This window comes from Nocardia sp. NPDC058666 (genome assembly GCF_042714895.1).
Taxonomy (GTDB): Bacteria; Actinomycetota; Actinomycetes; order Mycobacteriales; family Mycobacteriaceae; genus Nocardia.
Genome location: NZ_JBHXRY010000002.1, coordinates 108,892 through 129,279 on the forward strand (window position 1 = coordinate 108,892; position 20,388 = coordinate 129,279).

General features: G+C 66.7%; 21 protein-coding genes. 14 read left to right on the top strand and 7 right to left on the bottom strand.

Features of this window, described 5'->3' with window-relative positions; all coding sequences use genetic code 11:
• Positions 1-3: 3 nt before the first annotated feature.
• The 11 genes from ACFWVD_RS07080 to ACFWVD_RS07130 all read left to right on the top strand — a co-directional run bounded on the left by ACFWVD_RS07080 (position 4) and on the right by ACFWVD_RS07130 (position 9,709).
• On the top strand, positions 4-972 hold the full coding sequence (locus tag ACFWVD_RS07080; RefSeq protein WP_379241100.1) for a bifunctional MaoC family dehydratase N-terminal/OB-fold nucleic acid binding domain-containing protein: 969 nt from the start codon (positions 4-6) through the stop codon (positions 970-972).
• 73 nt (positions 973-1,045) lie between these two features.
• A complete protein-coding gene (locus tag ACFWVD_RS07085; protein WP_379241101.1) occupies positions 1,046-1,468 on the top strand; it encodes a MaoC family dehydratase in 423 nt (140 codons plus the stop codon).
• Positions 1,465-2,643: a lipid-transfer protein gene (locus ACFWVD_RS07090; protein WP_379241102.1), complete on the top strand. Its 1,179-nt coding sequence runs from the start codon at positions 1,465-1,467 to the stop codon at positions 2,641-2,643. The genes ACFWVD_RS07085 and ACFWVD_RS07090 overlap by 4 nt, the downstream gene beginning before the upstream one ends.
• Positions 2,644-2,770: 127 nt before the next feature.
• On the top strand, positions 2,771-3,889 hold the full coding sequence (locus tag ACFWVD_RS07095) for an alkaline phosphatase PhoX (RefSeq protein WP_379241103.1): 1,119 nt from the start codon (positions 2,771-2,773) through the stop codon (positions 3,887-3,889).
• A 51-nt stretch (positions 3,890-3,940) separates the two neighbouring features.
• Positions 3,941-4,378 carry an NUDIX domain-containing protein gene (locus ACFWVD_RS07100; protein WP_379241104.1) on the top strand — a complete coding sequence of 146 codons (438 nt, stop codon included), beginning with the start codon at positions 3,941-3,943 and terminating at the stop codon, positions 4,376-4,378.
• A gap of 84 nt (positions 4,379-4,462) precedes the next feature.
• Positions 4,463-5,452: a cell division protein ZapE gene (gene zapE / locus ACFWVD_RS07105; protein ID WP_379241105.1), complete on the top strand. Its 990-nt coding sequence runs from the start codon at positions 4,463-4,465 to the stop codon at positions 5,450-5,452.
• Between the two features lie 163 nt (positions 5,453-5,615).
• Positions 5,616-6,521, top strand: a complete 906-nt coding sequence (locus tag ACFWVD_RS07110) for a DUF4129 domain-containing protein (RefSeq protein ID WP_379241106.1) — start codon at positions 5,616-5,618, stop codon at positions 6,519-6,521.
• Positions 6,518-7,012, top strand: a complete 495-nt coding sequence (locus ACFWVD_RS07115) for a hypothetical protein (RefSeq protein ID WP_379241107.1) — start codon at positions 6,518-6,520, stop codon at positions 7,010-7,012. Before ACFWVD_RS07110 ends, ACFWVD_RS07115 begins: the two co-directional genes overlap by 4 nt.
• A 17-nt stretch (positions 7,013-7,029) precedes the next feature.
• Positions 7,030-7,992 (top strand): AAA family ATPase, encoded by a 963-nt coding sequence (locus ACFWVD_RS07120; RefSeq protein WP_379241108.1) that lies wholly within the window; start codon positions 7,030-7,032, stop codon positions 7,990-7,992.
• Positions 7,989-9,263, top strand: a complete 1,275-nt coding sequence (locus tag ACFWVD_RS07125) for a DUF58 domain-containing protein (RefSeq protein ID WP_379241109.1) — start codon at positions 7,989-7,991, stop codon at positions 9,261-9,263. The genes ACFWVD_RS07120 and ACFWVD_RS07125 overlap by 4 nt, the downstream gene beginning before the upstream one ends.
• Positions 9,260-9,709, top strand: a complete 450-nt coding sequence (locus ACFWVD_RS07130) for a hypothetical protein (RefSeq protein ID WP_379241110.1) — start codon at positions 9,260-9,262, stop codon at positions 9,707-9,709. Before ACFWVD_RS07125 ends, ACFWVD_RS07130 begins: the two co-directional genes overlap by 4 nt.
• A gap of 214 nt (positions 9,710-9,923) precedes the next feature.
• Here ACFWVD_RS07130 and dmpG read toward each other — a convergent pair whose 3' ends face one another.
• The 3 genes from dmpG to ACFWVD_RS07145 form a co-directional block, all read right to left on the bottom strand.
• A complete protein-coding gene (dmpG, locus tag ACFWVD_RS07135; RefSeq protein ID WP_379241111.1) occupies positions 9,924-10,964 on the bottom strand; it encodes a 4-hydroxy-2-oxovalerate aldolase in 1,041 nt (346 codons plus the stop codon).
• Between the two features lie 16 nt (positions 10,965-10,980).
• Positions 10,981-11,889, bottom strand: a complete 909-nt coding sequence (locus tag ACFWVD_RS07140) for an acetaldehyde dehydrogenase (acetylating) (RefSeq protein WP_379241112.1) — start codon at positions 11,887-11,889, stop codon at positions 10,981-10,983.
• Positions 11,890-11,994: 105 nt separating this feature from the next.
• Entirely contained in the window at positions 11,995-12,780 is a 786-nt protein-coding gene (locus ACFWVD_RS07145) for a 2-keto-4-pentenoate hydratase (RefSeq protein WP_379241114.1), read from the bottom strand.
• A 135-nt stretch (positions 12,781-12,915) separates the two neighbouring features.
• On the opposite strand from ACFWVD_RS07145, the gene kstD reads away from it, so the two are divergent.
• The 3 genes from kstD (at position 12,916) to ACFWVD_RS07160 (ending at position 16,750) form a co-directional block, all read left to right on the top strand.
• Positions 12,916-14,601 (top strand): 3-oxosteroid 1-dehydrogenase, encoded by a 1,686-nt coding sequence (gene kstD / locus ACFWVD_RS07150; protein WP_379241116.1) that lies wholly within the window; start codon positions 12,916-12,918, stop codon positions 14,599-14,601.
• A gap of 123 nt (positions 14,602-14,724) precedes the next feature.
• Positions 14,725-15,585, top strand: coding sequence for a MaoC/PaaZ C-terminal domain-containing protein (locus tag ACFWVD_RS07155; protein WP_379241117.1), 861 nt, complete (start codon positions 14,725-14,727; stop codon positions 15,583-15,585).
• 232 nt (positions 15,586-15,817) lie between these two features.
• Complete coding sequence (locus ACFWVD_RS07160) at positions 15,818-16,750, top strand: DUF559 domain-containing protein (RefSeq protein WP_379241118.1); 933 nt, start codon at positions 15,818-15,820, stop codon at positions 16,748-16,750.
• Positions 16,751-16,780: 30 nt separating this feature from the next.
• On the opposite strand, the gene hsaB is transcribed toward ACFWVD_RS07160, so the two are convergent.
• From hsaB to hsaA, 4 genes are read right to left on the bottom strand one after another with little or no spacing between them, the layout of a single operon-like run.
• Complete coding sequence (gene hsaB / locus ACFWVD_RS07165; protein ID WP_379241119.1) at positions 16,781-17,341, bottom strand: 3-hydroxy-9,10-secoandrosta-1,3,5(10)-triene-9,17-dione monooxygenase reductase subunit; 561 nt, start codon at positions 17,339-17,341, stop codon at positions 16,781-16,783.
• Positions 17,342-17,358: 17 nt separating this feature from the next.
• Positions 17,359-18,267 (bottom strand): iron-dependent extradiol dioxygenase HsaC, encoded by a 909-nt coding sequence (hsaC, locus tag ACFWVD_RS07170; protein ID WP_379241120.1) that lies wholly within the window; start codon positions 18,265-18,267, stop codon positions 17,359-17,361.
• Positions 18,264-19,133, bottom strand: a complete 870-nt coding sequence (gene hsaD, locus ACFWVD_RS07175) for a 4,5:9,10-diseco-3-hydroxy-5,9,17-trioxoandrosta-1(10),2-diene-4-oate hydrolase (RefSeq protein WP_379241121.1) — start codon at positions 19,131-19,133, stop codon at positions 18,264-18,266. Before hsaD ends, hsaC begins: the two co-directional genes overlap by 4 nt.
• 53 nt (positions 19,134-19,186) lie before the next feature.
• Positions 19,187-20,350 carry a 3-hydroxy-9,10-secoandrosta-1,3,5(10)-triene-9,17-dione monooxygenase oxygenase subunit gene (gene hsaA / locus ACFWVD_RS07180; RefSeq protein ID WP_379241122.1) on the bottom strand — a complete coding sequence of 388 codons (1,164 nt, stop codon included), beginning with the start codon at positions 20,348-20,350 and terminating at the stop codon, positions 19,187-19,189.
• Positions 20,351-20,388 lie beyond the last annotated feature (38 nt).

Consider the following 20,388-nt stretch of genomic DNA (forward strand, 5'->3'; position numbering starts at 1 on the left):
CGCGTGCCGGAAACCATTACGCCCGAGGACATTCCAACGCTGCTTACGAAGTTGTCGGCGGCAGGGGAGTCCGCACCGCGAGCCGGTCGTGACCCGGTGAACCAGCCGATGATCAACAACTGGGTCGAGGCATTGGGTGATTCCAACCCGATCTATGTCGATGCCGAGGCGGCGAGGGCTGCCGGGCATCCCGGCATTGTCGCCCCACCTGCTATGGCGCAGGTGTGGACGATGGTGGGGCTCAACGGTGTTCGTGCTGCTGACGACCCGCTCGGCCAGGCCACCGAACTGCTCGATGCGGCCGGCTACACGTCTGTCGTCGGCACCAACTGTGAACAGACTTACCACCGGTACCTCGTGCCGGGGGAGGAGGTGACAGTTACCAGTCACCTCTCGGAATTCAAGGGGCCCAAGCGAACCGGGCTCGGCGACGGGTGGTTCCTGACTTTCGTCACCACCTGGTCGGTCGGCGACGAGGTCGTCACCGAAATGCTGTTCCGCATACTGAAGTTCGCGCCTGGCACGGCCGCAACGCCTGAGCGTGGTTCGTCCGCTTCGTTCGTCGCCGAGGTAGCGGCAGCCGATCGAGTCGGCCCGGTGATCTCGCGCGATACCGAATTCTTCTGGGCCGGAACAGCAATCGGTGAACTACGCATCCAACGCCTCCCCGACGGCTCACTACGCCACCCGCCGATTCCCGCCCTCTGGCAGGACAAAGCAGACACCACCGACTACCTCGTAGCAGCAGGCACCGGCACGGTATTCAGCTTCGTAGTGCACCACGCCCCCAAGGTCCCCGGCCGCGACCTCCCCTTCGTGGTCGCCCTCGTCGAACTCGACGAAGGTGTCCGAATGCTCGGCGAACTACGCGGCCTCGACCCCGCCGCCGTCGCCATCGACCAGCCGGTCCGCGTCGCCTTCGAACAACTCGCCGACGGAACAGTATTGCCGTACTGGCAGGCCGTGTCGTGACCGCCGATCGCTGCGTCACGCGCGGCAGTACCGCATCGTCGACCCGCCCTGCTCGTCCGGAAAGGACGTCCCTGTGACCCCCACCGTCGAACTCACCACCCTCACGGTGGGAACAGCCCTGCCGGAGTTGGCAATCCACGCCGATCCCACCTTCGTGATCAGCACGGCCATGGCCACCCGAGACTTCCAAGACGTCCACCACGACCGCGACAAAGCCATCGAACGCGGCTCGACCGACATCTTCGTCAACATCCTCACCGACACCGGCCTGGTCCAGCGTTACGTCACCGACTGGGCAGGCCCCCGCGCCCTGATCAAGCGCATCGCCCTGCGCCTGGGCGTCCCGCTGTACGCAGGCGACACCCTGACCCTGAACGGCGCGGTCACCGAGATCGACGGCCCCCAGATCACCATCGACATCCACGGCAAAGACAGCCTCGGCGAACACATCACCGCCACCGCAGTCATCGAGATCCCTGATTCGGAGCCGAAATGAGCACCCCCACCGGCCTTTCCGGCCGCGCCGCCATCGTCGGCATCGGCGCCACCGACTTCTCCAAGGACTCCGGCCGCAGCGAATTACGTTTGGCCGCAGAAGCAGTCGCCGCCGCCCTCGCAGACGCGGGCCTCACGCCCGACGATGTCGACGGCCTCACCACCTTCACCATGGACACCAATACCCAGGCCGCGGTTGCCAGAGCAGTAGGCATCCCGAGCCTGAAGTTCTTCAGCCACATCGGTTATGGCGGCGGCGCAGCCTGCGCAACCGTTCAACAAGCCGCAATGGCAGTAGCGACCGGCGTAGCCGATGTAGTGGTCGCCTACCGCGCCTTCAACGAACGCTCCGGCGCCCGCTTCGGCCAATTCTCCCCGGCCTTGGCTGCCGCCCCCACCTCCTCGGGAATCGACGCAGGCTGGGCCTACCCCCAGGGCCTGGGCACCCCCGCCGCCCAGGTAGCCATGGTCGCCCGCCGCTACATGCACGTCACCGGCGCCACCAGCGCGGATTTCGGCGCGGTGGCAGTTGCCGACCGCAAACACGCCGCCGTCAACCCCAACGCCTTCTTCTACGACAAGCCGATAACCCTTGAGCAGCATCAGGATTCACGTTGGATCGCCGAACCCCTGCACCTGCTGGACTGCTGCCAAGAATCCGACGGCGGCGTAGCCATCGTCGTCACCAGCGCCGAACGCGCCCGCGACCTCCCGCAACGCCCCGCGATCATCGCCGCCGCCGCCCAGGGCAGCGCCACCGACCAATACGTGATGACCAGCTACTACCGCGACGCCATGACCGGCCTGCCCGAAATGGGCCTGGTCGGCAACCAACTCTGGTCCCACAGCGGCCTCACCGCCGCCGACATGCAAGCCGCCATCCTGTACGACCACTTCACCCCCTTCGTCCTCATGCAGCTCGAGGAACTGGGCTTCTGTCCCCGCGGCGAAGCCAAGAACTTCATCGCCGACGGCGCCATCGAACTGGGCGGCCGCCTCCCGCTGAACACCCACGGCGGCCAACTGGGTGAGGCCTACATCCACGGCATGAACGGCATCGCCGAAGCCGTCCGCCAGATCCGCGGCACCTCGGTCAACCAGGTCGACGAACTGGAACGCATCCTCGTGACCGCCGGAACCGGTGTTCCCACATCAGGTTTGGTCCTCACCGCGTAGTCCGTGTTCTACGCACGGCTGCCTGCCCGTCATCGCATGGTTCCCCTCGGCCCCTAGCCTCCGTCGAACTGCCTGTCGATGACAGGCGGGTCGAGGGAAGGAAAACGCTGTGCTGCGAAGAGGATTCATGAAGGCGGCTGTGGTCGGTGCCGGTTCGGTGGCGCTGACCTTCACGCTCGGACGCGAAGCGCTGGCCTACCCGGCGCAGGCCGGGCCCAGCCCGTACGGACCCCTGCAGGCGGCCGACGCCAACGGGCTGATGCTGCCGAAGGGCTTCACCAGCCGGATCGTCGCGCGGTCCGCCCAGGTGGTCGCCGGGACCAAGCACGTGTGGCACGGCGCGCCCGACGGCGGCGCCTGCTTCGCCGACGGCGCCGGCTGGATCTACGTGTCCAACGCGGAACTGGGCAAGGGCGCGGGCGGGGTGAGCGCGCTGAAGTTCGACGGCGCGGGCAACGTCACCGGCGCGTACTCGATCCTGTCGGGCACCACCGACAACTGCGCGGGCGGCGCCTCGCCGTGGAACACCTGGATCTCGTGTGAAGAGCACCCGAAGGGCCTGTGCTGGGAGACCGACCCGTGGGGCGTGAAGCCCGCGGTGAGCCACGAGGCGATGGGCGTGTTCAACCACGAAGCGGCGGCGTTCGACCCCGACCGCAAGGTCGTCTACCTCACCGAGGACGAGTCGGACGGCGGCTTCTACCGCTACACCCCCACCACCTGGGGCAACCTGTCCGCGGGCAAGCTCGAGGTGCTGACCACCGAGCTGACCTGGGCCGATGTGAAGCCCAAGGGCAAGGACTGCCGCAAGCAGGTCAAGAACATGTACCTGTTCAACGGTGGCGAAGGCGCCTACTACCGCAACAACATCTGCTACTTCACCACCAAGGGCGACGACAAGGTCTGGGCCTACAACGCCGCGACCAACCAGCTCGCCACCGTCTACGACAACGACACCGCGGGCAACGCACCCCTCACCGGCGTGGACAACATCACCGGCGACCCGCACGTGGGCGACCTGTTCGTCGCCGAGGACGGCGGCGACATGGAGATCTGCGTGATCACCCCCAATGACGTGGTCGCCCCCTTCGTCAAGGTGGTAGGCCAAGACGATTCGGAACTGGCAGGCGTCGCCTTCAACCCCACCGGCACCCGCATGTACTTCTCCTCCCAAACCGGCCCCACCAACACCGACACCGGCGGCATCACCTACGAAGTAACCGGCCCCTTCCGCCGCTCCCTCTAACCCCCCGGCGCCGGATCCCCCACGGATCCGGCGCCCTCGTACCCTCGACCAGTGCCCCCACACCACCTCGTCGACGTCCACCTCCTCCTACTGCGCGACAACACAATCCTGCTGAGCCTGCGCCGCAGCACCGACGAGTTCGACAACCACTGGCACCTCCCCTCGGGAAAACTGGAGATCGGCGAGTCCGCGACAGTCGCAGCCGCCCGAGAAGCCGCCGAGGAAGTCGGCATCGACATCGCCCCCACAGCCCTACGCCTGATCCACGTCGCACACGTCACAGCCCCCACCCACGACGCCCGCCTCGGCCTGTTCTTCCGTGCCGACCGATGGACCGGCGAACCGATCAACCGTGAGCCGGATAAATGCTATGAGCTGCAATGGTTTCCGCTATCGAGGCTGCCGGACGAGCTGATCGAGTACTCGGCTCTCGGCGTCGCGGCCCTGGACTCACCTCGGCCCTACAGTGAATTCGGCTGGCAGCAGTGATAGACGTGTGATGCGTTGCACGCGTGCGGGTCTGGGCTCGGGGCGGGTGCATCGGCAAAGCTGTCAGGGGTCTAGGAGGTTCGGATGAGACCCGACGTCGTCGTGTTCGACACCGCGCAAACAGCGGCCGCGAATGCTCTCGCGCAGCTGTTCGAGAGCGGGCATCGTCGCGGGTGGGCTGATCGCATCGGCCACTCCCGCACGCGGCGATCCGGCATCTACCTGCACGGGCGGCCGGGTCGTGGCAAGACCATGGTGATGGATCGGTTCTTCGCCGATGCCGCGACACAACGCAAGCGCCGCTTCCACTTTCACTCCTTCTTCGCGGCCCTGCACACGGCAACCCACACTCTCGGCTCCATCGAACGTGCCATCGACGAACTGCTCGGTGACGCCGAGCTGGTCTGTTTCGACGAGTTCCACGTCACCGATATCGGCGACGCCATGCTCATCGCCCGCCTGCTCGACACCTTCTTCACCGGCCGCCGCACCCTCGTGGTGACCTCGAACTACCGCCCGCAGGACCTGCTGCCCAACCCGCTGTTCCACGACCACTTCCTGCCGACCATCGCCCAGATCCTGGCGAACCTCGAAGTCGTCACCCTCGACGGCCCGGTGGACTACCGCACGCGCACCCCCGCCCGCGACACCGGCTTTCTGGCGGGCCGTTACGTGCTCACCCCCGCAGACCACCCCGCAAAAGCAGACCCCGTCGACCTGGGCAACGGCAGAACCATCCGCGCCCACACCGCCGACACGACGATCACCGTCGACTTCCACCACCTCTGCGCCGTCGCCACCAGCGCCGCCGACTACCTCCACCTCACCCAGCGCTACCACCACTGGACCCTGCGCAACGTCCCCCCGCTGCGCGAAGTCCCACCCGACTGGTCCATGCGCCTGGTGAACCTCATCGACGTCCTCTACGACGCCGACCTCGCACTCACCATCCACGCCCCAGAACCCGCACCGGAACTGACCGCGGGCGTCCCGGCGATTCCCGACCTCGCACGCACCGCCAGCCGCCTCGGTGAGTTGCCATTAACCGGCGCGGCGACTGTTCGCCCTGCGTAACAAGCCCTTGCTCCCAGGGGGACAATCGATAGTGACTGAATCCAAAAGTATCGATTTCCTTACGAGCGGACTGCCCGGCATGTAACTATGTGGCTGTTTGGTGCAGTCTCTGGGGTTTGGTGGTACAGCTGTGATCGGGGTGAATCAGCCCATAACGCGGGCGATGGTCGTGATCGCACTGGTCGTGGGCGCGACGATCGCGTTGCAGGGCACACTTCCCGGCGCCGACCCGTCTTCGACCGGCGTCCCGTCTCCGCTGCTGGTCGCTGTGATGCCGGTATTGCTGCTGGTGTCGATCGTCATCCTGGTCGCGGGCGTGATCGCCAGCCAACACCGTCTGCCGCTGGCCATGCCCGAAGCCGAACGCGAATCCCTGCCGCGCATCCAGTGGCGCAGGCTGGCCATCCTGGTGCCCGTCGCGGTCGCGTCGGCCGCGCTGATCTTCGCCGGCGGCGTCACCGCCCTGTTCCTGCTGCCCGGTGCCCGTTCGCAGCGCACCGCCGTCGAGACCGTGACCGAGGGCTCCGACCCGGTCCCCACCCCGGTCGGCCCCGCACCCGACCCCACCACCGGCCCCACCGAACTCGCGGGCACCGCCCTGCTGATCGCGGCCGTGTTGGCCATCGCGCTGATCGCGGTCGCCCTGGTCGGCCTGGTCGTGGTCGCGGTAGCCGCGCGTCGCGCACCGACCGCCGCCGCACCCGTCGAAGACGCACCGACCGCCGATCACGTGGACACCCTCACACGCGCAGCCGAAATGGGCCTGGCCGCGATGAGCGCCCCCGGCCAGGACCCGCGCACCGCCATCATCGCCTGCTATGTGGCCATGGAACGCGGCCTGTCCAGCGACCGCGTCGCCCGCCCGCTGGCCTCGGACACCCCGATGGAAGTGCTGGCCCGCGCGTTCGAAAGCGGTGTGCTGCACGATGCTTCGGCTCGTGAGCTGGTCGCGTTGTTCGAGGAGGCGCGGTTCAGCCCGCACTCGATGTTGGAATGGCAGCGCATGCGCGCGGAGCAACTGCTGCGCATCGTGCTCACGGATCTGCAGCGCAGGCTGGTGACGGCATGAGTAGAACTTCAGTGATCGTCACGGCCGTGTTGGCGGTCGCCGTGATCGAGGTGGCGCTGGTGCGCCTGGACCGCGACTCGGTTCTGCTGGCCGTCGCCTTGCCGGTGGCCGTGGCGCTGGCGATGCTGGTCTGGTCGCTGCGCCACCGCGTGATCCGCGAGGAACCGCTCACCGAATACATCGACAACGGACCGGCCGAGATGCTGGGTCGCTGGCACGCGCGTGCCGAGATGCTCACCGCGCGCGCCGACGGCACCCGCGCCGACTGGGACCGCCACCTGCGGCCCCTGTTGGCCAAGGAGTTCGAATTGTCCACTGGCTTAAGGGTTTCCAAGAATCGGCGGGCTACCGAGGTAGCCGGTCAGCTGCAGTTCGGTCCCGAACTGTGGCGTTGGGTCGACCCCGCGAACTCCGCACTGCGCGATCAAACCGGTCGCGCACCGGGTAGAGAGGCGCTGGACGAGATCCTGCGCCGTTTGCAGACGATGTGAGGGGTTAGAGGCCACCGATGACCATGCCGTTGAACGTGACCGTCCAGCGCTCCGACGCCGTCCTGCGTGAGCTGGGCCGAGTCGTGGTCGGCAAGCGAGATGAGATGCAACTCATCATGATCGCTGTGCTGGCTGGAGGACACGTACTCATCGAGGACCTGCCGGGCCTCGGAAAGACACTGATAGCAAGGTCTTTCGCGGCCGCGCTCGGACTCGATTTCACCCGCGTGCAGTTCACGCCCGACCTGTTGCCCGCCGACCTGCTCGGCTCCACCATCTACGACATGGCGTCGGGCCGGTTCAACTTCCGCCGCGGCCCCGTGTTCACCAACGTGCTGCTGGCCGACGAGATCAACCGCACCCCACCCAAGACCCAGGCGGCCCTGCTCGAGGCGATGGCCGAGGGCCAGGTGAGCATCGACGGCGAAACCTTCCTGCTCCCACAGCCTTTCGTGGTGCTGGCCACCGACAACCCGATCGAGTACGAGGGCACCTATCCGCTGCCCGAGGCCCAACTCGACCGCTTCGCCATCCAGCTGCGTCTTGGCTACCTGTCCGAGGCCGACGAGACGCAGATGATCCGGCGCAGGCTCGAACGTGGTTCCACCGCACCACAAGTCGGCCAGGTGGTCGACGCGCAGGGCCTGATGGAAATGCGGCAGTCGGTCGAGTTCGTGACCGTGCACCCCGACGTGGTCAGCTACGTCGTCGCGCTGGCCTCGGCCACCCGCAGCCACCCCCAGGTGGAGGTGGGTGCCAGCCCGCGCGCCGAACTCGACCTGGTCCAGATGTCACGGGCCAGGGCACTGCTGCTGGGCCGCGACTACGTCATCCCCGAAGACGTGAAAGCCCTTGCGGTAGCGGCGATGGCGCACCGCATCACGTTGCGTCCCGAGATGTGGGTGCGCCGCATCCGCGGTGAGGACGTCATCACCGAACTGCTGCGCCGGCTACCGGTACCTCGCGCCACGAGCACATGAAACATCGGGACGAATCGAGAACGGTCGAGGTAGACCTGCGGTGGCGACCCGCCCCGCTGGTGTTCATCCTGGCCGGTTGCGCCGCGACGGCCCTGGTCGTCGCGGTGCTGTTGGGTCAGTGGCAACTGGTGGTGTTCGCCGCCCCCATGCTCGGCGTGCTCGCCACCGCACCGTGGCAGCAGGCCCCGACCCGAATCCAGGTCGACGGCAGCGGCACCGTGCGCTGTTTCGAGAACGAGCAAATCAGTTGCAACGCAGCGGCTTTCGTCGAAAGCGGCCACGCCCTGCTGCGCATGACGGCCGTGCCGATGGACGGCCTGGAACTCGCGGTCGACGAAGCCCACGATTCCGGCGGCGCGCCCGCGGGCATGGAGCTCAGCCTCTCGGCCACCCGCTGGGGACGTTATCCGGTGCAGGTCAAGGTCTCCGCGCTCAGCCCCGCGGGTCTCGCGGTCGCCACCGCGGAACTACCCGCGGCCAAGCTCTACGTGTACCCCATCGCCGACCCGCAACGAATGCGCTTGCCACGCACCGAACTTCCCGACCGCATCGGCACCCACCTCACCCGCCGACACGGCCCCGGCGTCGAATACGCCGACATCCGCGCCTACGCCCCCGGCGACCAACTGCGCACCGTCAACTGGCCGGTCAGCGCACGCCGCGGCAGGCTCTACGTCACCCAACGGTTCACCAACCGTTCCGCCGACGTGGTCGTCATGGTCGACACGTCCCTGCAGGCGCCTGGCCCCGCCAGCGCCTCGTTGGAACTGTCGGTGCGCGGCGCCGCCCAGGTGGTCCAGTCCACCCTGCAATCCGGCGACCGCACCGCCGTGGTCTGCCTCGGCGAATCCCCCCGCTGGCTACGCCCCGACATCGGCCGCCGCCAGTTCTACCGCATCGTCGACACGGTCCTGGGCGTAGGCGACGAACACGTCGAAACCACCGGCACCCTGGCCCCCCACGCCGCCGTCCCGATCGGCGCGATCGTGGTCGCCTTCTCCACCCTGCTCGACACCCAGTTCGCGCTTTCCCTGATCGACCTGCGCAAACGCGGCCACGTGGTCGTCGCGGTCGACGTCCTGCGCGGCACCCCCTTCGAAGAAGGCCTCGACCCGACCATGGCCAAAATGTGGCAATTGGAACGCGCCTCGATGTACCGCGACATGGGCACCGTCGGCGTCGACATCATCGCCTGGCCCGAAGGCACCCGCCTGGACCAGGCCATGCGCCTGCTCCCCGAACACCGCCGAGCAGTACGGGTCCGCCGATGACAAGATTCCTAGCCCTACTCGCGGGCCTACTCCTGGTAGCCGCCGTCGCCCTGATCAACCCGATCGCAGGCCTGGCAGCACTGGCTTTCGTCATCGCCAGCTGGTGGTGGCGCCCCGCCTCGGTAGCCGCGGTCCTGGCCACCATCGCCGCCCTGGCGCTCTCCGACGTAGGCGTAATAGCCGCAGCCGCAACAGGTCTGGTAGCAACCACCTACCTCCTCAACGCCGCAGTCCTGCACGCCCCCGAAGGCGTAGTCCCCACCACCATCCCCTCAGTAGGCGGCGCAGTCCTGTTCACCATCGCCGCCGCCACCGCCGCCCTGGTCCCCATAGAACTCATCTGGGCCCCCCTAGCCGCCCCCATCCTCATAGTCGCCATCTACGCCCTCCTGGTCAGCGGCCTCTCCACGAAGGGCCCCACCATCGAGCAAATCCCCGCCGACTAGGGGCCACCCAGCTGGACATGTGATCACCAGGCGCTGAGGGATTTTTCCTCTCGGCCGATGTTTGCGTGAGAGTCTGGTGATCAACCGACCAATATGCCTACTGGACGGGCCGCCAGGGGGTTCGGCCCGCGGCGGTAGGGTTTCGGCGTCGCAGCATGCCGACGCGAAAAGCGTGACCCGAATAATTCCGGGCCACGCCGTCGGGCTGCTCAGGTCAGGCAGAGGCGGTGACCGACGCTTCGCGTTGAAGTTCCAGAGCGATGTCGATGAGTTGGTCTTCCTGGCCGCCGACGAGTTTGCGTTGGCCTGCTCGGACCAGCATTTCCGCAGCTGAGACGCCGTAACGTTCGGCTTGGCGTTCGGCGTGCTTGAGGAAGCTGGAGTACACGCCCGCGTAGCCCATCATCAGGGATTGGCGGTCGAGCAGGCATTCCTGGGGCATGGCCGGGCGGACCACGTCTTCGGCGGCATCGGCGATGGCGAAGAAGTCGACGCCGGTTTTGATGCCGAGTTTGTCGGAGACCCCGACGAAGGCTTCGACGGGGGTGTTGCCCGCACCCGCACCGAAACGGCGTGTGCTGCCGTCGATTTGGGTGGCGCCGGCTCGGACCGCGTAGACGGAGTTGGCGACGGCCAGGCCCAGGTTCTCGTGGCCGTGGAAGCCCACCTGGGCGTCGGAGCCGAGTTCGGCTACTACCGCGGCGACGCGGTCGGAAACCTGTTCCAGGACAAGGGCTCCGGCGGAGTCGACGATGTAGACGCACTGGCAGCCCGCGTCCGCCATGATGCGCGCCTGCTTGGCGAGGAATTCCGGCTGCTGAGTGTGCGACATCATCAGGAAGCCAACGGTTTCCAGGCCGAGATCGCGGGCGTAGCCGAAGTGCTGGATGGAGACGTCGGCTTCGGTGCAGTGGGTGGCGATGCGGCAGATGGAGGCGCCGTTCTCCTGGGAGATCTTGATGTCTTCTTTGACACCGACGCCGGGGAGCATGAGGAACGCGATCTTGGCGTTGCGCGCGGTCTCGGCCGCGATCGTGATCAGTTCCTGCTCAGGGGTTTTCGAGAACCCGTAGTTGAACGAGGAACCGCCGAGGCCGTCGCCGTGGGTGACTTCGATGACCGGCACACCCGCGCCGTCGAGGGCGGCGACGATGTCGCGGACTTCGGTGGTGGTGAACTGGTGGCGTTTGTGGTGGGAGCCGTCACGCAGCGAGGTGTCGGTGATCCGGATGTCGAGTTCTGTTGAATAGACCATGGTTTCACAAGCTCCTTTACACCCGGGCCGAGAGGATCTGACCGGCGATGACTTCGCCGACCTTGGTCGCGGCGGCGGTCATGATGTCGAGGTTGCCCGCGTACGGGGGCAGGAAATCGCCCGCACCTTCGACTTCGACGAACACCGACACCTTCGCCATGCCGCCGGAAACCACTGAGGGCGGGTCGAATTGGGGTTCGTTGAGCAGTCGGTAGCCGGGCACGTACTGCTGGATGTCGGCGACCATCTGGTGGATGGAGGCGGTGATCGCGTCGTGGTCGGCGTCGTTGGGAATGGCGCAGAAGATGGTGTCGCGCATGATCATCGGCGGTTCCGCGGGGTTCAGGATGATGATCGCCTTGCCGCGCTGGGCCCCGCCGATGGTTTCCACGCCACGGCTGGTGGTCTTGGTGAACTCGTCGATATTCGCGCGGGTGCCCGGCCCTGCCGAGACCGAGGACACCGACGCGACGATCTCGGCGTAGGCGACCGGCACGACGCGGGAGACCGCGGCCACGATCGGGATCGTGGCCTGGCCGCCGCAGGTGATCATGTTGACGTTCGGTGCGTCCAGCAGCGAGGCCAGGTTGACCGGCGGAACGACCGCAGGACCGACCGCCGCGGGCGTGAGATCCACTGCGCGGATACCGAGTTCGGCATAACGCGGGCCGGCGGCGCGGTGGACGTAGGCTGACGTAGCCTCGAAGACCATGTCCGGCTTGACATCCTGCGACAGCAGCCAGTCCACGCCCTCGGCGGAGGTTTCCAACCCGAGCCCGCGCGCCCGCTTCAACCCTTCGCTGTCGGGGTCGATGCCGATCATCCAACGCGGCTCGATCGACTCCGACCGCAGCAGTTTGTACAGCAGGTCGGTACTGATATTGCCGGATCCGACGATCGCGGCGGTGACGTTCCCGTTGGACACGGTTGGCCTCCTAGGGGCGGCCGGCGTTTGGCCGGCGAGAGGAACGGATCGGGTGAAAGATGCACGGAGCCAACCGAATCGCGGTCCACGTCCGTGCGCGGTGGGCTAGGCGAAGTCGAGGCGGACGGAACCGAGTCCGGTGAACTCGGCGAGGAAGGCGTCGCCCGGTCGGGCGTCGATAGCGCGAGTGCAGGAGCCGGGCAACACGATGTCACCGGCCTTGAGTCGCACGCCGAAACCGGCGACTTTGCGGGCGAGCCAGGCGACCGCGATCAACGGGTCACCGAGCACCGCGTCGCTGCGGCCCTCGGCGACGACTTCACCGTTGCGGGTGAGTACGGCGTCGATGGCGGTGATGTCGATGTCACCGGGGGCGATGCGCTGCTTGCCGAGCACCCAACCGGCCGAGGACGCGTTGTCTGAGATGGTGTCGGCCAGGCCGATCTTCCAGTCGGTGATGCGCGAGTCGATGAGCTCGATCGCGGGCGCGTAGGCGACCGTCGCGGCGAGAACGTCGGCCTCGGTGCAATCTTCGCCCGGCAGGTCTTCGCCGAGCACGAACCCGACCTCGACCTCCACGCGGGGCAGCAGGAAGCGCGAGGTGTCGACGGGGACGTCCTCGAAAACCTCCATGTCGGCGAGCAGATGACCGTAGTCGGGCTCGTCGACGCCCATCATCTGCTGCATGGCCAGCGACGACAGCCCCACCTTGTGCCCGACGACCTTCGCGCCGGACCGTAGTCGGCGCTGGATGTTGAGCAACTGGATCTCGTAGGCATCGACCACGTCGATCCCCGGATACCGCTCGACCAGCGGGCCGACGGCCACGCGGTCGGTTTCGGCGCGAGCCAGTTCATCGGCGAGCTCGGAACGCAGCGCGTCGGACAGCACGCGGACCTCCTAGGGAAATATCTGCCGATCTGCGTCGGCCGGACATCAAAACTGTAACGGGTTGCCGACACGAATATCAGCCCTTCGTCCAGACAACATAGCGCAAAACGGTGCATTTTCTGTAACGTGTTCTACATGAGTGATCGGGAATATGATGTCGTGGTCGTCGGCAGCGGCGCGGCGGGAATGACCGCCGCCCTCGCCGCGGCCCACAAGGGGCTGAGCGTGGTGGTGCTGGAAAAGACCGCGCACTACGGCGGGTCGACGGCGCGTTCGGGCGGCGGCGTCTGGATTCCGGGCAACAAGGCGCTGCGAGCGTCGGGCCGTCCCGACGACCGCGAGGACGCGCGCACCTACCTGCACAGCATCATCGGCGACGTGGTGCCCGCCGAGAAGATCGACACCTACCTCGATCGCGGCGCCGAGGCATTCGACTTCGTCCTCGATCACAGCCCGCTCGAAATGAACTGGGTGCCAGGCTATTCCGACTACTACCCCGAAGCGCCGGGCGGCCGCGGCACCGGAAGATCCTGCGAACCAAAGCCTTTCAACGCGAAGGTGCTCGGCGCGGAACTGGTGAACCTCGAACCGCCCTACGCGAAAGCTCCGCTCAACGTTGTGGTGACGCAGGCAGACTTCGTGCGGCTCAACCTGATTCGTCGTCATCCCAAGGGGATGATGCGAGCACTGCGAGTCGGCGCGCGCACCTACTGGGCCAAGGCCACCGGCAAGCACCTGCTCGGCATGGGTCAGGCCATCATCGCCGCGATGCGCAAGGGGCTGCTCGACGCGGGCGTGCCGGTGCTGCTCAACACCGCGCTCACCGACCTGGTGGTCACCGACGGGCGAGTCACCGGAGTCGAGGCGATCAGCGACGGCAAGCCGGTGACTTTCGCCGCGCGCTACGGAGTTGTATTGGGTAGCGGCGGTTTTGAACACAACGCCGATATGCGCGCCAAGTACCAGCGTCAGCCGATCGGCACGGAATGGACCACCGGCGCGGCGGCCAACACCGGTGACGGCATCACCGCGGGCATGGCAGCGGGTGCGACGGTCGGGTTCATGGAGGACGCCTGGTGGGGTCCGACGATTTTCAAGGGCGGCAAGCCGTGGTTCGCGCTGGCCGAGCGCAACCTGCCCGGCACCATCATGGTCAACGACCGGGGCGAGCGGTTCGGCAACGAGTCCGCACCCTACGTCGAGGCGGTGCACACGATGTACGGCGGCGAATACGGTCAGGGCGCGGGCCCCGGCGAGAACATCCCCGCCTGGCTGGTGTTCGACCAGCGCTACCGCAACCGCTACATCTTCGCGGGTCTGCAACCGGGACAACGCTTTCCGTCGCGCTGGCTGGAGAACGACTACATCGTCAAGGCCGACACCATCGAGGAACTGGCCAACCGCATCGGCGTCCCCGCGGAGAACCTGACCACCACGGTCGAGCGCTTCAACGGCTTCGCCGTCACCGGCAAGGACGAGGACTTCGGCCGCGGCAACAGCCACTACGACCGCTACTACGGCGACCCCACCGTCAAGCCGAACCCGTGCCTTGCCGAACTGCAGCAGGGCCCGTTCTACGCGGCGAAAATGGTGCCCGGCGACCTCGGCACCAAGGGCGGCCTGGTCACCGACACCGCCGCACGCGTTCTCCGCGAAGACAATTCGATCATCGAAGGCCTGTACGCCGCAGGCAACACCAGCTCACCGGTCATGGGCCACACCTACGCGGGCCCCGGCGCCACCATCGGCCCCGCGATCACCTTCGCCTACCTGGCTGTCCTGGACATCGCGACAAAGAAGTCAGCGCAGGCGAGTGCGTGAGCATCAGTCCGACCGTCACCCTCACCTATCTCGCGGTTCTCGATATCACCACAGACGCGAGCGCCCCACTTCCAGCCCTGCCCCAGACGCGGCGCCCGGCCTCATCCACCCAGGAGTCGATCCATGCCCATTGATCCACAGGTCGCACTCGGCGCCGAACTTCCCGGCCGCGAATTCAGTTGGACGCCGTCCGACGTGCAGCTCTACCACCTCGGTCTCGGCGCCGGAGCCGCGTCCACCGACCCCGGTGAGCTGCGGTATCTCCACGACCGCACCCCCCAGGTCCTGCCGACTTTCGCCACGGTCGCCCCGACCCTCGGCGAAACCGAGGCCCCCAAGGTCAGCTTCCCCGGCATCGATATCGACCTGGCGAACGTGGTGCACGGCCACCAGGAAGTGATTGTCCACAAGCCGATCCCCGCCAGCGGCAAAGCATCCAGCACCGGCAGGATCACCGAACTCTCGGACAAAGGCTCGGCGGCGGTGATCGTCCAGGAGTTCACGGTCGTCGGTTCCGACGGCGAGCCGCTGTGGACGGCGCGCTCATCGATCTTCGCGCGCGGTGAGGGCGGTTTCGGCGGCGAGCGCGGCCCCAGCACCAAAACGCAACTCCCCGACCGCGCACCCGACGCCGAGCTCATCACCCCGACCCTGCCCCAACAAGCCCTGCTGTACCGCCTGTGCGGCGACCGCAACCCCCTGCACTCCGACCCCGAATTCGCCAAGGCCGCAGGCTTTCCCGCCCCGATCCTGCACGGCCTGTGCACCTACGGAATCGTCGCCAAAGCCCTGACCGACGCATTACTCGCCGGCGACACCACCCGCGTCGCCGGGTTCCGCGCCAAGTTCGCGGGCGTCCTGTACCCCGGCGAAACCCTGCGCACCAAGGTTTGGCGCGAGGGCAACGACCTCATCGCGACCGTCACCGTGGTCGAACGCAACGACGCCCCCGTCCTGAGCGACGTCACGTTACGAATTGCCTGATCTGGACCATTGATCACCAGGCGATGACGCAAACATCGCCCGAGAGCGAAAATCCCTCATAGCCTGGTGATCGCCTGTCCAACTGCGTATCTCGACGACAATCGCGTGATGGGCGGGGGTTCGGGCGCGAGAATATGGTCGGGGCCGCTGGGCGTAGCGACTTACTGTTCGCGGCGGCCCGCGCACGCCCTCCGACAGAACTTGTCGGTGGGGTGGAGCACTATCTCGAAGTATGGGGGAATTCGATGAACCGTTTATCGGGTCGTGGGCGGTGGGCGCGGGGGTGGTCACGCGCCATCAGTTGCGGCATGACTTCGATCGGATCGCGCCGGACGTGTACTGGCGAAGAGGTCGACCGCTCGATCCGATAGCCAGGGCCAAAGCGGCGGTCCACTGGACCAAAGGCACGGGTGTGCTGGTCGGCCGGTCTGCCGCGGCTTTGCTGGGCAGCGCGTATGTCGATGCCGATCAACCGGCGGAGATAGCCCTGCCACGACATCGTCGTCCGCCGCCTGGAATCACTGTCGTGCAGGCCGAACTCGCCCGTCATGAGCGGTGCGAGGTCGACGGCTACCCTGTCACGACGCCGACCCGCACCGCGTTCGACCTGGCCCGCCGACTGCCCCGCGACCAGGCCGTCCCCGCCCTCGATGCCCTGTGCCGCGCGACCCGGCTCGACCCGTCGACGGTGGCGGCTTTCGCCGAAGGCTGCCGTGGATCGCGCGGCTCCGCGCGGGTACACGCCGTGCTCGGACTGGTCGACGCGGGCGCCGAATCGCCGCAAGAATCGCTGACCCGTCTGCTATTGATCGATCACGGACTCCCGGTACCCACCACTCAGATCGTGGTCCGCGATGTCGGCGGCGAATTCGTGGCCCGCCTGGATATGGGCTGGGAGAAATGGCGCGTGGCAGTCGAATACGACGGTGCTCAGCACTGGACCGACACAGCGCAGCGCACCAAGGACATCGACCGCCTCGCCGTCCTGGCCGAGCAGGGCTGGCTGATCGTCCGTGTAGGCGCCGATCTCCTGCGCAACCGGCCCTATATCGTCATCGACCGCGTGATGGCGGCCCTGAATGCCCAGGGCGCCCAGTTGGACGATGGATCACCAGGCTCTCACGCAAACATCGTGCGAGAGAGATTCTGCACCAAAGCCTGGTGATCAACTGTCCAGCGGGGACTACCCCGGGGCTCAGAGCCAGGTGTCGAGGCTGGTGGTGGTGAGGAAGTGGTCCAGGTCGGCTCGCCAGGGGGCGGGGGTGGTTTTGTCTGGTTCTATGCCGGTGTATTGGCCTCGGTAGAACAACAGGGGGCGGCCTGCGGTGGGGTCGGATTCGGAGAGGGCTTGGACGCGGCCGATGACGATGTGGTGGTCGCCGCCGTCTACTACCGAGTCGACTGTGCATTCGATGGTGGCAAGGGAGTTGGCCAGCACAGGGATGCTCAATTCCGATGTGTGCCAAGCGACTCCGGCGAACTTGTCGGGTTCGCGGGAGCCGAAGCGGGCGCAGGCCGGTTGTTGTTCTTCGGACAGGACGTTGACGCAGAACTTGCCCGCGGCCTCGATCGCCGCCCAGGAGCGTGAGCCTTTGGTGGGGCAGAACAGCACCAGCGGCGGGTCGAGCGAGAGGGCGGCGAAGGATTGGCAGGCGAAGCCGATGGGTTCACCGTCGGGGTCCAGCGCGGTGATCACGGTGATGCCCGTGCAGAACTGCCCGAGTACCGTGCGAAATTGTCTGCCGTCGATTGTCATATCCCTCGCCGCCATTGCTATTGCTGCCGAAATCCGACGGTGAAGTCGTGACCCCACAGGCTGACCGCGGTCGATTCGCGGGCGACCCAGTCGCGGTCGTCGACTTCCAAACCCTCGCAACCGAATTCGATGTCGAAGCCGCCGGGAGTCTTCATGTAGAACGACAGCATCTTGTCGTTGATGTGTCGGCCGAGCGTGGCCGACATCTTCACCTTCTTGCGGTTGGCCCGGTCCAGGCACAAGCCGACGTCGTCGGAGTTCTCCACTTCGACCATGAGGTGCACGATGCCGGTCGGGTTGGGCAGCGGCAGGAACGCCAGCGCGTGGTGGCGCGGGTTGCAGCCGTAGAACCGCAGCCAGGCGGGGTCGCCGTCGGCGGGGCGGCCGACCATCTGCGGGGGTAGCCGCATGGAGTCGCGTAGCCGGAAGCCGAGCACGTCCTGGTAGAACGCCTGGGCTGCGGCATCGTCGGTGCAGGTCAGCACCACGTGGCCAAGGCCCTGCTCGGCGGTCACGAACTTGTGGCCGTAGGGGCTCACGAAACGGCGGCCCAGGTACTGCGCGCCGTAGAACGCCTCGAGAGTGTTCCCGGACGGGTCCTGGAACCGGATCATGCCTTCGACGCGGCGCTCGCCGAGCTCATCTTTGGTGCCTTCGGTGAAGGCGACCCCGGCCTTGGCCAAGGTCTCGCGCAGCTGCTGCAGGCCGCGGGCGTCGGTGACTTCCCAGCCCGAGACCAGCAGCCGGTCCTGCTCGCCGGGCACGATCACCAGGCGCGCGGCGAAATCGTCCATGCGCAGGTAGAGCGCGTCGGGGTTCAGCCCCGTGCCCTCCATCATGCCCAGCACCTTGAGGCCGTACTCGCGCCAGGCCGCCATGTCGGTGGCCTCGATGCGCATGTAGCCCAGGGCACGAATGCTCATCACTTCTCCCCGAGGAAATCGACGGTGAGCCGGTTGAACTCATCGAACTTCTCCAGCTGTGCCCAATGCCCACAGCCGCCGAACACATGCAGCTGGACGCGCGGGATCACCTTGGTGGCTACGAGCGCACCGTCCAGAGGGTTCACCCGATCCTCGCGTCCCCAGATCAGCAGCACCGGCTGACGCAGTTTGTACGCGTCGCGCCAGAGCATCCCCTTTTCGAAATCCGCGCCGGCGAAGGACTTGCCCATCGCCTTCATCGCGGCCAGCGACTCGGGGGTGTTGGCCAGCGCGAACCGCTCGTCGATCAGCTCGTCGGTGACCAGCGACTGGTCGAACACCATGATCCGCAGGAACTTCTCCAGGTTGTCCCTGGTGGGTTCGTAGGTGAAGCGCGACAGCAGTCGCACGCCCTCGGTCGGGTCGGGCGCGAACAGGTTGGTGCTCAGCCCGCCCGGACCCATCAGCACGAGTTTGCCTGCGCGCGTGGGGTTGTCGAGCGCGAAACGCACCGACGCGCCGCCGCCGAGCGAGTTGCCCAGCAGGTGCACGCGGTCGGTGATGTCGAGGTGGTCCAGCAGGGCGAGCAGGGCGTTGGAGCTGTGCACGAAGTACTGCGGGTGATCGATCGGCTTGTCGGACTTGCCGTATCCGGGCTGGTCGGGCGCGATCACATGGAAGTGCTGCGCCAGCACCGGAATATTGCGGGCGAAGTTCGACCACGCCGACGCGCCGGGTCCGCCGCCGTGCAGCAGCACGATCGTGGGGCCGTTGCCGACGCCAGCTTCGTGATAGTGCAGCTTCAGATCGGGAGTCACCTGCGCGAAGCGTGACGTCGATTCGTACGTGAGTTCAGCGGTCGCGGTCATCGGCTGCGCCCTTCTGCGGTGACCTGCGCCGAGCATGCAGTGAGGTTCATCGGCTACACCATGGCGTCGGTGACGGGCAGCCCGAACTCGTGCGTGCCGTACATGACGTAGGCCCGCTCGGGATCGTTGGCCGCGTGCACTCGCCCGGCGTGCGCGTCACGCCAAAAGCGCTGCAGTGGAGTGCCATTGGCAAGTGCGGTCGCACCGGAGGACTCGAAGAGCTTGTCGATCGAAGCGATCACCCGGCCGGTCGCCCGCACCTGATCGCGACGGGCACGAACCCGCAGGTCGAACGGCACTTCCTCGCCCGCGAGCAGCAGCGCGTACTCGTCGGCCACATTGCCCGACAGCTGACGCCACGCCGCATCGATATCCGAAGAGGCTTCCGCCACACGAACTTTCGCGAACGGATCGTCCTTGGCGTTCTCGCCCGCGTAAGCCGCGCGAACCCGCTTGCCCTGATGCTCGACATGCGCTTCGTAAGCGCCGTAACCCATTCCGACGATCGGTGCCGAGATGGTGGTGGGATGGATTGTCCCCCACGGCATCTTGTACACAGTGTCAGGATTCTGCGCCAGACCCGGCGAACGCCCCTCGCTCATCGCGCGGAAGCTCAGGAACCGATGCGCGGGCACGAAAACGTCTTCCACCACAACGGTATTGGACCCGGTGCCACGCAGCCCGACCACGTTCCACACGTCGTCGACGCGGTAGTCCGAACGCGGGATCAGGAAGCTGCCGAAGTCGACCGGCTTGCCGTTCTTGATCACCGGACCGCCCAGCACCGCCCAGGTGGCGTGATCCGAACCCGAGGACCAGGCCCACGATCCGCGCACGAGGTAGCCGCCTTCAACCGCCTGACCTGCACCCATGGGCGCGTACGACGACGAGATGCGCACATCGGTGTCGTCGCCCCACACGTCTTCCTGGGCCTGCTGATCGAACAGCGCCAGGTGCCAGTTGTGCACGCCGATGATGCCGGCCACCCAGCCGGTGGACCCGCAGGCGCTGGCGATCTTGCGCACGGTGTCGTAGAAGATCACCGGGTCGGCCGCGTGCCCGCCCCACTGCTTGGGCTGCAGCAGCCGGAAGAATCCGGTGTCTTGCAGCGCTTTCATGGTCTCGTCGGGGATGCGGCGCAGGTCTTCGGCCTCCTGCGCGCGTTCACGCAGGGTCGGCAGCAGTGCCTCGACCCGTTCGATTACTTCTTGCGTCATGTGGGAGCCCGCTCCTGCCTTGTCGGATCGACAACCGG